Genomic DNA, 14,650 nt, shown 5'->3' with positions numbered 1-14,650 from the left:
CCTGCCTGTGGGCCGGGCCGGGAACGCGTGGGGCGGGCTTAGACTCGAAGCATGTCAGCGTCACCCTCCCCGGCCCCGTCCGCCAGCTCCCCCACCGCCGCGGCACCCACCGAGGAACGTGTCCACGAGGCACTGAAGACGGTCCTCGACCCCGAGATCCGCCGGCCCATCACGGACCTGGACATGGTCCGCGGCGTCGCGATCGACGCTGGCGGCGACGGCGCCGTGGTGACCGTCGGGATCGCCCTGACCACCTCCGGCTGCCCGCTGCGGGAAACGATCATCTCCGACGTCACCGCCGCCGTCGAGCGGATCGAGGGCGTGGCCCGCGTGGTCGTTGACATGACCGTGATGACCGACGACGAACGCACCGCGCTGCGCATGAAGCTGCGGGGCGGCGTCGCGGAGCCGGTCATCCCGTTCTCGCAGCCGGACAACCTCACCCGCGTGTACGCCGTCGCCTCCGGCAAGGGCGGCGTCGGCAAGTCCACCGTGACGGCGAACCTGGCCGCGGCGATGGCCGCCGACGGCCTCAAGGTGGGCGTCCTGGACGCGGACGTGTACGGCTTCTCGATCCCCCGGATGCTCGGCGTCGAGCACCCACCCACGAAGGTCGACGACATGATCCTGCCCCCGGTCGCCGGGGACGTGAAGGTCATCTCGATCGGCATGTTCACCCAGCCCGGGCGACCCGTGGTGTGGCGTGGCCCGATGCTCCACCGAGCCCTGCAGCAGTTCCTCGCGGACGTGTTCTGGGGCGACCTGGACGTGCTGCTGCTGGACCTGCCGCCGGGGACCGGCGACATCGCGATCTCGGTGGCCCAGCTGCTGCCGAACGCGGAGCTGCTCGTGGTCACCACCCCGCAGCTCGCAGCCGCCGAGGTCGCCGAGCGGGCGGGCTCGATGGCGCAGGCCACCTCGCAGAAGGTGGTCGGCGTGATCGAGAACATGTCCTGGTTGGAGCAGAGCGACGGCTCCCGCCTGGAGATCTTCGGGGCCGGCGGAGGGCAGCGCGTCGCCGAGGAGCTCGCCAAGACGCTCGAGACCGACGTGCCGTTGCTCGGCCAGATCCCGCTCGAGGTGTCTCTGCGCGAGGGCGGGGACAGCGGTCAGCCCTCGGTGCGCACCGCCACCGACTCGCCCGCGGCGGACGTGCTGCGCGACATCGCGCGCACCCTCTCCCGCCGCTCCCGGAGCCTGGCCGGTCGCAAGCTGGCCATCTCGCCGGTCGGCTGACCGCTCGATCCGCCGCGGGACCGGACCTCGCTCAGCGGGACAGGCCGGCGAAGGTCAGGTGGCCTCGTCGTCGAACGGCGTCACCAGCATGGCCGCGCCGACCAGGGCGTCTTCGGTGACCCCGTCCGAACCCGAGGCCGTCGCCGCCACCGAGGCGGTCGCCACTGCTGCCGCCGTGCCCGTCGCGGCCGCCACCGTGCCCGCGGCCGTGGTGGTCCGGGCCGGCTTCGGCTTGGCCGGCTTGCTCGAGAACGGGGTGTCGTCGAGCAGGGCATCCCGCACGATCCGGCGGGGGTCGTACTTGCGCGGGTCGAGCTTGGTCAGGTCGATGTCGCTCATCTCCGGACCGAGTTCTTCCTTGACCATCTGGGTCGCACCGGTAGCCATCTGCTTCAACTGGCGCACGAGGCGGCCCAGCTGTTCGGCATAACTCGGCAGTCGCTCGGGGCCGATGATCACCGCGGCGATGACGATGAGGATGAGGATCTCCTCCGTGTTCACGAGCCCATGCTACCCGTCACTACTCACTCTCCCGTTCGCCGAGGGTTACCTCGATCTCCCGCTCCCCGCCGTCCTCCAGGAGTGTCAATGTGATGACGTCCCCCGGAGCGTGGGACCGGATCTTCACGATGAGCTCGTCGGCGGTCGTCACCGGCTCGCCGTCGATGGCGACAATCACGTCGCCGGGCTGCAGACCGGCCTCCTCGGCGGGACCGCCGGGGGTGACCGGGTCCACGCCGTCGGCCTCGTCGGTGGGCACGATCTGCACGCCCTCGCCGGTGTAGTCACCGGTCAGTGTGGCCCCGATGATCGGGTAGGTGGCCCGCCCGGTCTCGATGATCTGTTCGGCGGTGCGGCGCACCTGCACGCTCGGGATCGCGAAGCCGAGGCCGATCGCACCGGCCTGCTCATCGGTCGCGATCGCCGTGTTCACCCCGATCACCTCACCGGCGGTGTTCACGAGCGGCCCGCCGGAGTTGCCCGGGTTGATCGCGGCGTCGGTCTGGATCGCGTTGATGAAACTGCGTTCGCTGCCCCCGGCCACACTGACCGGGCGGTCCAGTGCGCTCACGATGCCCGCCGTGACCGTGCCCTCCAGGCCGAGCGGGGCGCCGATCGCGACCACGGGCTCACCGACGACGACGGCGTCGGAGTCCCCGAGCACGAGCGGGGTCAGGTCGTCGCGGTCCACTCGCAGCACGGCGAGGTCGTAGTCGGACGTGGACCCGATGATCTCGGCCTCCTCCTGCGATCCGTCCGGGAAGATGACGATGACCTGGCCGGCGCCGTTGTTCGCGGCCGCGATCACGTGCGCGTTGGTGACCACGTAGCCGTCCTCGCGGAGCACGAACCCGCTGCCGGTGCTGCCGCCCGCGCCGGTGCGCACCTCGATGTAGACGGTGCTGGGCAGGACCCGAGCGGCGATGCCGGCCACCGAGTCCGGGTTCATGTCGCCACCCGCCGATCCGCCGGAGCCCGTGGTCACGTCCGACGTCGGCATCCCCGACCCCGCCGCACGGTCCGGGAACAGCACCCGCCCTCCGACGATCCCACCGAGGACCCCCAGCAGCAGGCACAGAGCCATCAGGAGCGCGACCACGCCCGCAGGAACGCCGCGACGACGGGGCCGCGGCCGCGCGGCGGTATCCGTGCCGGGCGGCGGGCCGGCCTGGTGGGGGCCGGTCGGTCCGGGACCAGCGCCCTGCTGCCCGAAGCCCGACGGCGGGTGCCCGGCCCGGGTCGGCGGGCTCGGCTCCGCGCGGTGGCCGGGTGCGGCGTAGCCGGCCAGGTTCGGCGAGGACCACGCCGCCTGCGGCGCCGCTGGCGGTGTGTGTGGGATGCCCGAGCCGGGCGCCGCCGCGGGCGGGGGTGGCAGGGCAGCCGAGGTCGGTGCCCAGGCGGCGTCCGACGCCGGGCGCGGGCGGGGCTCGCCGGGGGCGCCGGTCCCCTCGCCGGGTGTGCTCATGTGATCCATTGTGACGTGCCCGCGGGCGACTCGGGACCCTGTCGCCGGTGGGTGCAGGCTCGCACGTCGCCCACAGCGGTCAGCACGCGCCGGTCAGAACGTGGGGATCAGGTCGGACAGGGTGGTGGTCAGCCGGTCGACCACCGTGCCGCCGCCCGCCGGCAGGTGCTCGATGAACTCGTGTGCCGCGTCCGGGTCGGAACCGGAACTGACGACGACGACGGAGTCCTCGCACTGGACGACCCACCACTCGCCGGAGACGAGGTAGACGGTGTGCTCGCCGACCCGGGTCGGCTCCAGCGGTGCGAGCATCGCCGGGTCGAGCATCCCGTGCTGTTCCAGGACCATGACCTGCTGGCCGGACCCGGGCGTGCCGATGGTGACCTGGAGGATCTCGCCGGTCTCGGGCGCCGGCGGCAACAGCCCGACGGCCTGGATGACCATGCCCGCGGGGAGTTCGTCCGGGGCGGCCCAGCCGGACTCGATGATCCAGTCGGTCCGGGACCGATCGTCGCTCGCCTGGGCGCCGGGCGGCGCGGGGCCGTTCGTGGCGCCGGACAGCGCGCCGCCGGCGTCCATGAGAGGGGCGAGGTCATCGACCCGGCGCGGTTGCTCTCCGAGCACGAACAGGGCAAGGGCGAAGACCCCGAGCGACGCGACGGCGCCCGTCAGCACTCTGGTCCGGAGCGGATGAGCAGTTCCCGTGGGCCGCCGTGCCGACGCTGCCAGGGACGGGGTGTCGAGACTTGGCCCGACCGGGCCGGGACTCTGGCCGGGGATCTGCAGGGCGAGTAGACGGGCGGTCAGGTCCTCGCTCGGGCGGGCGTCGCCGGCGGACCGAGCTGCCGAACGCCAGGCGCGTTCCTCGGCGACCTCGGCGCGGCACTGCGCGCAGGCAGCCACATGGGCCATGGCGCGCTCGGCCTTGGCCGCCGGCAGCTGGCCGTCGATGAGCGGGGAGATCAGCGGTCCGAGATGGCTCACCGGTCCTCCTCGTGGGCGGCCGCCACGGCCAGGGGCGAGCGATGAGCGAGCTCCTTGCGCAGCTGGGCCCGACCACGGTGGATCCGGGACCGGACCGTGCCCATCGAGATGCCAAGGGTCGCGCCGACCTCCTCGTAGGACAGGCCCTCGATATCGCACAGCACCACGGCCGCGCGGTACTGCGGCTTGAGGACGTCCAGCGCGCGCTGGACGTCCAGGTCGAGGTTCTCGTGTTCGTAACCGCGCTCGGGTGATCCGCGTTCCCCGGTCTCGGGGATCCACTCGGCGGCCTGGCCGAGCGCGTCGAACCGGATCCGCTTCTTGCGGCGCTGACCGTCCAGGAACAGGTTCGTGGTGATGCGGTGCAGCCAGCCCTCGAACGTGCCGGGCTTGTAGGAGTGCAGCGAGCGGAACACCCGCACGAAGACCTCCTGGGTGAGGTCCTCGGCGTCGGCCCGGTTCCCGGTGAGCCGGAAGGCGAGGCGGTAGACCCGGTCGGAGTTCTCGCGGACCACGCGTTCCCACGTGGGCGGCTCCCAGAGTGGCTCGGTCGCCCCGGTGGTCGTCAGCTCCCCCGTGACCGGCGCCGTCGACTCACCGATCATCTCCGCGACGTCGGTCTGGGCCACCACCGGCTGCTCCTCCATGATTCGTCGAGTCTACGTCCGCTACCTGGGAACTCCCTGAGAGAACGAACGGGGCCGCCGCCGTGTTCCGGCCGGCTCAGGGCGGCACCTGATCCGTCAGCAGGGCGATCTCGGCGTCGACGTCCGCGTCATCGATCCCCGCGGCGATCAGGTCCTCCTTGAGCGCGCGCTGCATGGCCAGGGCCTGCGTCCGCCGGCCGAGGAGGCGCAACGCCCACGCGACCATCCAGCGCGCGATCTGCTCCTCGCGGGCCTGACCGGCGTCGTGGCGGAGTTGCTGCGCCTGCCGGAACACCTCGAGCGCGGCGCCCGGATCACCCGCGTCGACGAGCGCGCAGCCCAGGTTGTTCAGCAGGCTCGCCTCCCAGCGCCGGGCCCGCGGGTCGGTCGCCGTGCGCGCCAATGCGAGCGCCTCCCGGTTCGCGACCACCTGCGCCGATGGGGTCTCGGCGACGAGCGCCAGCATGTGCAACGCATCGATCCGGAGTGCCTCCAGGCCCGCCGTGTGCGCCAGGTCGGCTGCCCTTCGCAGCGGCTCCGGGTCGGGTCGACCGGAACTGCGGCGCAGCCGGCCACGTTCGAGCGCCACCCGCACCGCGACCTCGGAACCGGCATCGGCGGCGTCGGTCGTGGCGTCGAGCGAATCCAGCAGCCGATCCGCCTCGTCGTAGCGCCCGGCCAGACCGAGGGCGCGGGCCAGCTGGGTGGTCAGCACGTCCCGCTCCGCGCCGCCGGTTCGCGCGATCGCGGCCCGGAACGCCTCGGCACTGCCGATGGGGTCCTCGAAGTCCCAGAGCGCGTCGAGGTCCTCGGACACGCGCCCCTCCCTCCTTGGCGGGCGCCGAGCCGGTCACCTGCACGATGGTGACCTCGACGTCCGGCCTGGACTCGGCAGCCTGCTCCCGAGTCCCAGCGGGATGGCGACCCGCCCGCTCGTCTGCGATAACGATACGATCCAGTCCCTAGACACGCATCCACCGGGAGGCCCACCATCGCTGCCGACAAGGCCCAGAGCTGGGCCTACTCCGAAGACTTCATCACCGAACCCGAGGCCGCAGCCGAGGCCCGCGCCCGCGCCGAGGAGTTCGGCATCGCCGCGGTGTCCACCGGAACGGGCGCCGCGCTGCGCCTGCTGGCGGCCGCATCCCATGCCCGCGCGGTCGCCGAGATCGGTACCGGGACGGGCGTGTCCGGCCTGTGGCTGCTGGACGGGATGGACCCCGAGGGCGTGCTGACCACCATCGACGTCGAGGTCGAGCACCAGCGGGCCGCGAAGGAGGCCTTCGCCGCTGCCGGGATCCGCGCGACCCGCACCCGTCCGATCTCCGGCCGGGCCCTGGACGTGCTGCCGCGGCTGGCGGACGCCGCCTACGACCTGGTGTTCATCGACGCCGAGCCGACCGAGGCCGGTGACTACGCCGACCAGGCCGTGCGGATGCTGCGTAGCGGCGGCTCGCTGGCCGTCACCGACGCACTGTGGCACGACCGTGTGGCCGACCCGGCCCGACGCGACGAGGCGACCGTGGCGATGCGCGAACTCGGCCGCCGCCTGCGCGAGGACGAACGGCTGATCCCGGCACTGCTGCCCAGCGGTGACGGCCTCCTGGTGGCCGTCAAACGCTGAGCCGGCCGCCTGGCGTCAACGTCGACAGGGGCGCCCCCTCGGGCGTCAGCGCAGGGGCCGCCGTCGGGCCTCAGGACAGGGTCTGCAGCCAGCGGAACAGCAGGCGGGCACCGAACCCGGTGGCCCCCTCGCTGATCTCGTGCTCGGCCTTGGCCGAGCGCGCCGGGCCGGCGATGTCGAGGTGGGCCCACGGGGTCTCCCCGGCGAAATGCTGCAGGAACAGCGCCGCCGTGATCGACCCGCCCGACGTGTGCGGGTCGGTACCGATGTGGGACAGGTCCGCGATCGCCGAGTCGAGGGCGTGGCGGTACTCCTCCACGAGCGGCATCGGCCAGAGCGTCTCACCGGCCCGGTCCCCGGCGGCCACGAGAGCGTCGCGCAGGTCGTCGCGGGTGGCGTAGAGCGCCCCGTGCCGCTTACCGAGGCCGAGGCTGGCGGCGCCGGTCAGGGTGGCGATGTCCACGAGCACCCTCGGCTCGTACTCCCGCCTGGCCCAGGCCATCGCGTCCGCGAGCACCATCCGCCCCTCGGCGTCGGTGTTCCCGATCTCGACCGTGGTGCCGTCCACCATGCGCAGCACGTCACCGGGCCGATAGGAGTCCCCGGAGAACGCGTTCTCGGCGAGCGGCAGCACACCGATCACGCGGATCGGCAGCTCGGCCCGGGCGGCGCCGAGCACCGCACCGAGCACGGCCGCGGCACCGGCCATGTCCGTCTTCATCGCGATCATCGCGTCCCGTGGCTTGATGGAGATGCCGCCGGAGTCGAAGCTGATGCCCTTGCCGACGAGGACCACCGGGTCGCCGGTCGCGCCGGCGGGGTTGTGGTCGACCGTGACCAGGCGGGGCGGGGTGGCCGAGCCGCGGCCCACGGCGAGGATGCCGTTCAGGCCCTGCTTGGCCAGCCAGGCCTCGGTCCGCACGGTGACCTTGACCGATCGGGTGCCTCGGGCGAGCGTGCGGACCTGGTCGGCGAGCCACTGCGGGTTCTTCAGGTTCGAGGGGGTGGCGGCAAGGGTGCGGGTGAGCAGGGTGGTGCCCGCGGCGATCTGCGCCTGGGCCACCGCGTCCGAATCGGCGTCGCCGACCAGCGTGATCCGGTTCACCGGTGCGCTCGGCCCGGTCCCGGTCCCCGTCCAGGGCGGCCGGTAGGAGGCGAGCAGGACCCCCTCCACGAGCGGCCGCACCTGGTCGTCGACGCCGTCCGCGGCGAGCGAGGTGACCAGGGACTGCGTGCCCGCGACGATCCGAGCTGCAGCGGCGCCGGCACGGCGCATGGCGACGGCGGACTCGTCTCCCACACCGACGAACACGATCCGACCGGGCAGCGCGTGCCAGGGTGTCGGCGCACCGGTGAGCGTCGGCAGCGTCACGGCGACCGCCTCGCCCGCGGCGCCGGTGGAACCGGACCGAGCGGCGAGGTCGTACAGGTCCACCTCGTAGGCGGCCGCGGCGTCCGCGACGCCCGCGCGGGGCTGGAGCTCGCCGTCGTCGTCCGGGCGGGCCGGGGCGATCGGCAGCGCGAGCACCGCCGAAGGACCGAACTCGGCGAGCAGGTCCCGGCTCAGCGGTCCCGGGCGGACGTCGAGCTCGGGACTCGCCTGCGCCATCGGGCGCGTCAGCCGGCGACGGCGCTCAGCGCGTCGCTGAGCTCGCTCGCCTCGGTGGCGTTCAGCTCGACGACGAGCCGACCTCCGCCCTCAAGCGGAACGCGCATGATGATGCCCCGACCCTCCTTGGTGACCTCGAGCGGTCCGTCACCGGTCCTGGGCTTCATGGCGGCCATGGGCAAACTCCCTGCTGTCATCGGGTGGTGCGCCCTCACGGTTCGAGGCAACGTTGTCTGCCGACGTCCCCGGAGTGGTGCTCTGCTCGGCCCATTCTATGCCAGTTCGTGGCGTCGGCTCTGCCGGACCCTCGATCCGCCCGGTGGAGACGAACCACGCGACGACGAGCACCGCGACGATCACCAGCGCGAACACGCCGGTGACCCACGTCACCCAGACCATGCGTCAGCCACGACCGCAGGAGTGACTCGTGGCGGTGCTCACTCGGGGCCCATCGCGCCCGCGCGGGACGCTGCTGCCTGGGCCGCCGCGAGCTCCTCGCGGCGACGGCTCCGGTTCGCGTTCAGCACGATCTCGACGGCCTCACGCGGGTCGTCGGTGAGGTGCATCAGATCCAGGTCGTGCGAGGAGATCGTGCCCCGCTCCACCAGCGTGTTCTTCAGCCAGTCGAACAGGCCGGCCCAGAACGTCGTGCCGATGAGCACGATCGGGAATCGCTTGACCTTGGTGGTCTGCACGAGGGTGAGCGCCTCGAAGAGCTCGTCGAGGGTGCCGAAGCCGCCCGGTAGGACGATGAAACCCTCGGCGTACTTCACGAACATGGTCTTGCGGGCGAAGAAGTAACGGAAGTTCACCCCGAGGTCCACGTACTCGTTCATACCCTGCTCGAACGGCAGTTCGATGCCGAGGCCGACGGAGGTACCCCCTGCCTCGTGGGCGCCCTTGTTCGCGCCCTCCATCACCCCGGGGCCGCCACCGGTGATCACCGCGTACCCGGCCTCGACGATGTGCCCGGCGACCTCACCCGCGAGGGTGTACTCCGGGTCGTCAGGCTTGAAGCGGGCCGAGCCGAACACGCTGATCGCGGGTCCGAGCTCGGCGAGAGCGCCGAAGCCCTCCACGAACTCGGCCTGGATCCGCATCACCCGCCACGGGTCCATGTGCACCCAGTCGACACTCTCGGCGGGCTCGAGCAGGCTCTCGTCGGTGGTCTTCTCCGGGATCAGCTTGCCACGCAGCCGCACCGGGCCCTTCCGGTAGTTCCCGCGGTGGTTCGTGGTACTCATCGGCGTTCCGTTCCGTCTGGGGCGTCGTCGTGACTCGAGGTCACCGGTGTACTCAACCACGCCGCCAGGGCCGTTGTGCAGGTGCTGATCTCGTCGATGGCCACCTGTTCGTCGTCCGCGTGGGCGAGCATCGGATCGCCGGGACCGAAGTTCACGGCAGGGATCCCGAGTTCGGTGAACCGGGCCACGTCCGTCCATCCGTACTTCGGCCCGGCCACCCCGCCGGTCACGGCCGTGACCGCCTCCAGGAAGTCGACGGCTGCTGGGTGGTTCAGCCCCGGCCGAGCACCGGCTGCGGCGTCGATGAGAGCGACGTCGAAGGACTCGAAGACCTCCTGCACGTGCGCGAACGCCTGCTCCGGGGTGGCCGAGGGCGCGAACCGGTAGTTCACGGTCACCGCGCACTCGTCCGGGATCATGTTGCCTGCGATGCCGCCGCTGATCGCCACCGCATTCAGCCCTTCGCGGTACACCAACCCGTCCACGTCCACCTCGGCCGGCGTGTAGCGGGCGAGCCGGTGCAGCACCTCGGCGGCGTCATGGATGGCGTTGTGCCCCTTCCAGGCCCGGGCCGAGTGCGCGGTCGTGCCATGGGTGCGGATCTCGGCCCGGAGGGTGCCGTTGCAGCCACCCTCGATCCCACCCGCTGTGGGTTCCCCGAGCACCGCGAAGTCGGCGGCGAGCCAGTCCGGGTTGGTGCGGACCACCCGGCCGAGGCCGTTCAGGTCCGCCTCGACCTCCTCGTGGTCGTAGAAGACCCAGGTGACATCCTTGCCCGGTTCGGGCAGCGTCATGGCCAGGTACAGCGCGACGGCGACCCCGCCCTTCATGTCCACGGTGCCGCGCCCCCAGAGCAACGATCCGCCGTCGGGCGCGGTGCGCAGCTCGGTGGGCAGGTTGCCCTGGATCGGCACGGTGTCCAGGTGTCCTGCGATCACCACCCGTTGCGCCCGGCCGAGCCGGGTCCGAGCCAACACGGTGTCGCCGTCGCGTAGGACCTCCAGGTGCGGAGCCGATCTGAGCAGGGCCTCCACCGCATCGGCGAGGGCGCGTTCGTCGCCGCTGACGCTGGGGATGTCACAGATCGCGCGGGTCAGGGCGACCACGTCGACGGTGGCCGGGTCAGGCAGGCGCACGGGCGCTGATTCGAGCATGTTTGCGAGCCTAACGGCCGGTGGGCCGGGCGGCGTGCGCCCGGCGTCGCCACGGCGGGGCAATGGGGTTAGCCCTACCCCGGGTTCGGGTGCCGCCCTGATCGCCCGGCGGTGGCAGTCCGCGGAGGCTGGAGACACACCCCGTCCTCGGCCGTGCGCCCTGACCCCGAACGGATCGCCATGACAGTCGCAGTCCCCGCCCGCCCACGTGTTCGACCGACCAGCGACTATCACGAACTGGCCCGCCAGGTCCGGGAGGCCGGCCTGATGCGTCGTCGTCCGCTGTACTACGCCGCGAAGATGTCCGGACTGCTGGTGGCGTACCTGGTGGCCGGCTGGGCGTTCGTGACCATCGGTTCGTCCTGGTGGCAGCTCGCACTCGCCGTCGGGGTCGGCGTACTGCTGACCCAGACCGCGTACCTCTCCCACGACGCCGCGCACCGGCAGATCTTCTCGTCCGGCCGGGCGAACGACTGGGCGGCGCTGGTGATCTCGGACCTGTTCGTCGGGTTGAGCCACGGCTGGTGGCAGCGCAAGCACACGCGCCACCACGCGAAGCCGAACCAGATCGGGGCCGACCCGGACATCGGGACCGGCGCGCTGGTGTTCATCCCCGCGGACGTGCCCACCCGCCGCGGCTTCGCCGCGTGGTTCGTCCGTCGGCAGGGCTGGCTCTTCTTCCCACTGATCACCCTGGAGGGCCTGGCGCTGCACGTGACGGCGATCCGTACCGTGTTCGGACGTGAGCCCGTCAAGCACCGTGCCGTCGAGATCACGTTCCTGCTGGTCCGGATCATCGGGTACCTGTCCGTCGTGTTCTGGGTCCTGCCCGTCGGCATGGGCGTGGCGTTCGTGGCCGTCCAGCTCGCCGTGTTCGGCTTCTACATGGGCGCCACGTTCGCGCCGAACCACAAGGGGATGCCACTCGTCCCGGCGGATGCCCGGATCGACTTCCTGCGCCGTCAGGTGCTCATGTCCCGCAACATCTCCGGCTCCCGCGTGGTGGACGTGGCGATGGGCGGGCTGAACCACCAGATCGAGCACCACCTGTTCCCGAGCATGCCCCGCCCGAGTCTGCGCCGCGCGAAGCCGATGGTCCGCGCGTACTGCGCGGCCCTGGGGATCACGTACACCGAGACCACCCTGCTCGGGTCGTACCGGATCGTGGTGCGCTACCTCAACGACGTCGGCCTGGGCCGGATGGACCCGTTCGAGTGCCCGGTGACGGCGCAGTTCCGGACGCGGTGAGCCGGTCCCACGCGGCGTCACACCGCGCGGCACCCCACCATCTGCCCTAGCCTGCGGGGAGCGAGGGAACCGGGCGAGACCGGAGCGAACACGCGCCGTGCCTGGTCCGATGGGGAGGGCCACATGTCAGCGAGTGAGCACGGTGACACACCCGCGGTGAGCCGGCTGAACGCCCGGATCATCGGGATCTGCATCGCCGCGGCCGTCGGGGGTTTCCTGTTCGGCTTCGACACCGCGGTCATCAACGGCGCCGTCGACGCGCTCGCCGGCGAGTTCGACCTCGGCGCCGGACTGAAGGGGTTCGCGGTCTCCTCCGCGCTCATCGGGTGCGCCATCGGCGCCTGGTTCGCCGGGCCGGTCGCGAACAGGCTCGGGCGGGTCCCGGTGATGCTGATCGCAGCCGCACTGTTCCTGGTCTCGGCGATCGGCTCCGGCCTCGCGTTCGGAGTGTTCGACCTGATCATCTGGCGCGTGATCGGTGGCTTCGGCGTCGGCGCTGCCTCGGTGATCGCTCCCGCCTACATCGCCGAGGTCTCCCCGGCCCGTGTCCGGGGCCGCCTCGGTTCGCTCCAGCAGCTCGCGATCGTCACCGGCATCTTCGTGGCACTGCTCTCCGACGCACTGCTCGCGAACACCGCGGGTGGCGCCGCCGAGGAGCTGTGGTTCGGGCAGGCGGCGTGGCGCTGGATGTTCATGGCGGAGGCCATCCCCGCAGTGCTCTACGGCGTGTTCGCGCTGCGCCTGCCCGAGTCGCCACGGTTCCTGGTGGCCCGCGGCGAGTACGACAGGGCCTCGGCCGTGCTGCACGACTTCACCGGCGTCGTCGAGGTCAACCTCAAGATCGAAGAGATCAAGAAGACCCTGAACCAGGAGAAGAAGGAGTCCCTGAGCGACCTCCGCGGGCACCGGCTCGGACTCAAGCCGATCGTCTGGGTCGGCATCCTGCTCTCGGTGTTCCAGCAGTTCGTCGGGATCAACGTGATCTTCTACTACTCCACGACGCTGTGGCGATCGGTCGGCTTCGGGGAGTCCGACGCGCTGACCATCACGGTGATCACCTCCGTCACGAACATCCTGGTCACGATCGTGGCCATCCTGCTGGTGGACCGGGTGGGGCGGCGCCCGATGTTGCTGGTCGGCTCGGTCGGGATGGCCCTGTCCCTCGGCCTGATGGCGGTGGCGTTCTCGTTCGCCACCATCGTGGATGCCGGTGACGGCACCACCACGGCGGAGCTCACGGCGCCCTGGTCCACGGTGGCACTGGTCGCGGCGAACGTCTTCGTGGTCGCGTTCGGCGCCACCTGGGGACCGCTCGTGTGGGTGCTGCTCGGCGAGATCTTCCCGAACTCCATCCGCGCCGGTGCGCTGGCTGTCGCGGCAGCGGCACAGTGGGCTGCGAACTTCCTCGTCTCGACCACGTTCCCGGCGCTGGCCGATGTGGGCCTCACCCTCGCGTACGGCATCTACGCCGTGATGGCCGTGCTCTCGTTCTTCTTCGTCTGGTTCAAGATCCCCGAGACGAAGGGACGGGAGTTGGAGGACATGGACGAGAACCTCGTGGTGCGTCGCGGACGCATCCAGGCGACCTGAGGCCCACCACCGCAGGCCCGGCCGGACTTCCTGCTCCGGCCCGGTCGCGTTACCAATGTGTAACTTCTGCGCAGGTCAGGGGTGCTGACCTTGACTCCCGGTGCTAGGTTCCAGGGCACCAACAAGTCGGGTAATGATGCCCGGCTCCCACCTCCCGCGGAGGACCCGAATGTCTCGATCCACGACTATCTGGCGTACCGCTGGCCTTCTTGCGGCAGTCGGCGTCGCGCTTGCCGCGTGCGGCACAACCGGTGGCGGCACCGAGGGCGAAGGCACCGACGACGGTGAAGGCGGCGGCGACTGCGTCGGTGTCATCGCCTACGTCGGCCCGCTGACCGGCCCAGCCGCGAACCTCGGTATCAACATCGTCAACGGTTCGAACCTGGCGCTGGAGCAGTTCCAGGAAGCGAACCCTGACTGCGACATCACGCTCGAGGAGTTCGACTCGCAGGGCGACCCGGCAGCGGCGAGCCCGCTGGTCTCGGAGATCGTCGGCAACGCCGACATCATCGGAGTCGTCGGCCCGACGTTCTCCGGTGAGACCGCGGCCACCGGCGCCGTGTTCGCCGAGGCGGGCCTGGTCACGGTGTCGCCGTCGGCGACCAACCCCGACCTGGCGCTGAACGGCTGGGACACGTTCCACCGGATCATCGGCAACGACGCTACCCAGGCGCCCGCCGTCGCGGCCTACCTGACCGGGACCGCGAACGCCGAAGGCGTGTTCGTGGTGGACGACTCCTCGGAGTACGGCGCCGGTCTCGGTGCCGGGGTCGTCGAGTCGCTCGGCGACCTCGTGGTCGGTACCGAGAGCATCCAGGTCGGCCAGACCGACATGGGCCCGGTCGTGACCGCGGTCAACGCCTCGGGCGCCGACTCGCTGTACTTCGCCGGCTACTACGCCGAGGCGTCGGTGTTGGTCAACCAGCTGCGCTCGGGCGGCTGGGAGGGCCTGTTCATGTCGGGTGACGGCACGCTGGACCCGGCGTTCGTGGAGGCGGCCGGCGGCGCCGCTGAGGGCGCCGTGCTGACCTGCCCGTGCGCTCCGGCCGACGAGGAGTTCGCCACGGCCTACGAGGCGTCCGCGGGCCAGGCCCCCGGCACGTACTCGACCGAGGGCTTCGACGCGATGAACATCCTGCTGCAGGGCATCCTCGACGGGAACACCGACCGGCCCTCGCTGCTGGAGTGGGTGAACAACTACGACGCTGAGGGGATCACCAAGCACATCACGTTCGACGAGACCGGTGAGGTCGCCGAGGTCGTGGTCTACCAGTACCCGGTCGAGGGCGGCGAGATCCAGCAGGGCGTGCCGATCGAGCAGTAGCGCCACGGTCGGGGCGGTGCCGCC

15 protein-coding genes are annotated in these 14,650 nt (G+C 71.4%); 5 read left to right on the top strand and 10 right to left on the bottom strand.

Annotated elements, in window-relative coordinates:
• The first annotated feature begins 51 nt into the window (after positions 1–51).
• Positions 52–1,236, top strand: coding sequence for an Mrp/NBP35 family ATP-binding protein (locus GKS42_RS06400; RefSeq protein WP_154793081.1), 1,185 nt, complete (start codon positions 52–54; stop codon positions 1,234–1,236).
• A gap of 54 nt (positions 1,237–1,290) precedes the next feature.
• Here GKS42_RS06400 and GKS42_RS06395 read toward each other — a convergent pair whose 3' ends face one another.
• From GKS42_RS06395 to GKS42_RS06375, 5 genes are all read right to left on the bottom strand, one after another.
• On the bottom strand, positions 1,291–1,737 hold the full coding sequence (locus GKS42_RS06395) for a twin-arginine translocase TatA/TatE family subunit (protein WP_154793080.1): 447 nt from the start codon (positions 1,735–1,737) through the stop codon (positions 1,291–1,293).
• 19 nt (positions 1,738–1,756) lie between these two features.
• Positions 1,757–3,202, bottom strand: coding sequence for a S1C family serine protease (locus GKS42_RS06390; protein ID WP_232847955.1), 1,446 nt, complete (start codon positions 3,200–3,202; stop codon positions 1,757–1,759).
• A gap of 93 nt (positions 3,203–3,295) precedes the next feature.
• Complete coding sequence (locus GKS42_RS25970; RefSeq protein ID WP_168217770.1) at positions 3,296–4,186, bottom strand: anti-sigma factor family protein; 891 nt, start codon at positions 4,184–4,186, stop codon at positions 3,296–3,298.
• Positions 4,183–4,791 (bottom strand): RNA polymerase sigma factor SigE, encoded by a 609-nt coding sequence (gene sigE, locus GKS42_RS06380; RefSeq protein ID WP_154796576.1) that lies wholly within the window; start codon positions 4,789–4,791, stop codon positions 4,183–4,185. Before sigE ends, GKS42_RS25970 begins: the two co-directional genes overlap by 4 nt.
• Positions 4,792–4,909: 118 nt before the next feature.
• A complete protein-coding gene (locus tag GKS42_RS06375; RefSeq protein WP_174791052.1) occupies positions 4,910–5,650 on the bottom strand; it encodes a tetratricopeptide repeat protein in 741 nt (246 codons plus the stop codon).
• A gap of 282 nt (positions 5,651–5,932) precedes the next feature.
• On the opposite strand from GKS42_RS06375, the gene GKS42_RS06370 reads away from it, so the two are divergent.
• Positions 5,933–6,457, top strand: coding sequence for an O-methyltransferase (locus GKS42_RS06370; protein ID WP_354002700.1), 525 nt, complete (start codon positions 5,933–5,935; stop codon positions 6,455–6,457).
• A 70-nt stretch (positions 6,458–6,527) separates the two neighbouring features.
• Here the strand turns inward: GKS42_RS06370 and GKS42_RS06365 are convergent, their stop codons facing one another.
• The 5 genes from GKS42_RS06365 to dapE are packed head-to-tail and all read right to left on the bottom strand — an operon-like array spanning position 6,528 to position 10,464.
• Positions 6,528–8,066, bottom strand: a complete 1,539-nt coding sequence (locus GKS42_RS06365; protein WP_154793077.1) for a leucyl aminopeptidase family protein — start codon at positions 8,064–8,066, stop codon at positions 6,528–6,530.
• Positions 8,067–8,074: 8 nt separating this feature from the next.
• On the bottom strand, positions 8,075–8,242 hold the full coding sequence (locus tag GKS42_RS06360; protein WP_133106452.1) for a DUF3117 domain-containing protein: 168 nt from the start codon (positions 8,240–8,242) through the stop codon (positions 8,075–8,077).
• Positions 8,214–8,465, bottom strand: coding sequence for a hypothetical protein (locus GKS42_RS06355; RefSeq protein ID WP_154793076.1), 252 nt, complete (start codon positions 8,463–8,465; stop codon positions 8,214–8,216). The genes GKS42_RS06360 and GKS42_RS06355 overlap by 29 nt, the downstream gene beginning before the upstream one ends.
• Before the next feature lie 38 nt (positions 8,466–8,503).
• Entirely contained in the window at positions 8,504–9,310 is an 807-nt protein-coding gene (locus GKS42_RS06350) for an LOG family protein (protein ID WP_154793075.1), read from the bottom strand.
• Positions 9,307–10,464 (bottom strand): succinyl-diaminopimelate desuccinylase, encoded by a 1,158-nt coding sequence (gene dapE, locus GKS42_RS06345; protein ID WP_154793074.1) that lies wholly within the window; start codon positions 10,462–10,464, stop codon positions 9,307–9,309. The genes GKS42_RS06350 and dapE overlap by 4 nt, the downstream gene beginning before the upstream one ends.
• Positions 10,465–10,644: 180 nt before the next feature.
• On the opposite strand from dapE, the gene GKS42_RS06340 reads away from it, so the two are divergent.
• The 3 genes from GKS42_RS06340 to GKS42_RS06330 all read left to right on the top strand — a co-directional run bounded on the left by GKS42_RS06340 (position 10,645) and on the right by GKS42_RS06330 (position 14,626).
• Entirely contained in the window at positions 10,645–11,712 is a 1,068-nt protein-coding gene (locus GKS42_RS06340; RefSeq protein ID WP_154793073.1) for a fatty acid desaturase family protein, read from the top strand.
• A 123-nt stretch (positions 11,713–11,835) separates the two neighbouring features.
• Positions 11,836–13,302: a sugar porter family MFS transporter gene (locus GKS42_RS06335; RefSeq protein WP_154793072.1), complete on the top strand. Its 1,467-nt coding sequence runs from the start codon at positions 11,836–11,838 to the stop codon at positions 13,300–13,302.
• Positions 13,303–13,471: 169 nt separating this feature from the next.
• The gene (locus tag GKS42_RS06330; protein ID WP_154793071.1) at positions 13,472–14,626 is read left to right on the top strand and encodes a branched-chain amino acid ABC transporter substrate-binding protein; all 1,155 of its coding nucleotides are present in this window, start codon (positions 13,472–13,474) and stop codon (positions 14,624–14,626) included.
• Positions 14,627–14,650: the final 24 nt, after the last annotated feature.

Origin of the sequence: Occultella kanbiaonis (genome assembly GCF_009708215.1) — a bacterium.
Classification (GTDB): domain Bacteria; phylum Actinomycetota; class Actinomycetes; order Actinomycetales; family Beutenbergiaceae; genus Occultella; species Occultella kanbiaonis.
Note: the sequence above shows the minus strand (reverse complement) of the source record. Positions and strands in the feature narration are given on the sequence as shown.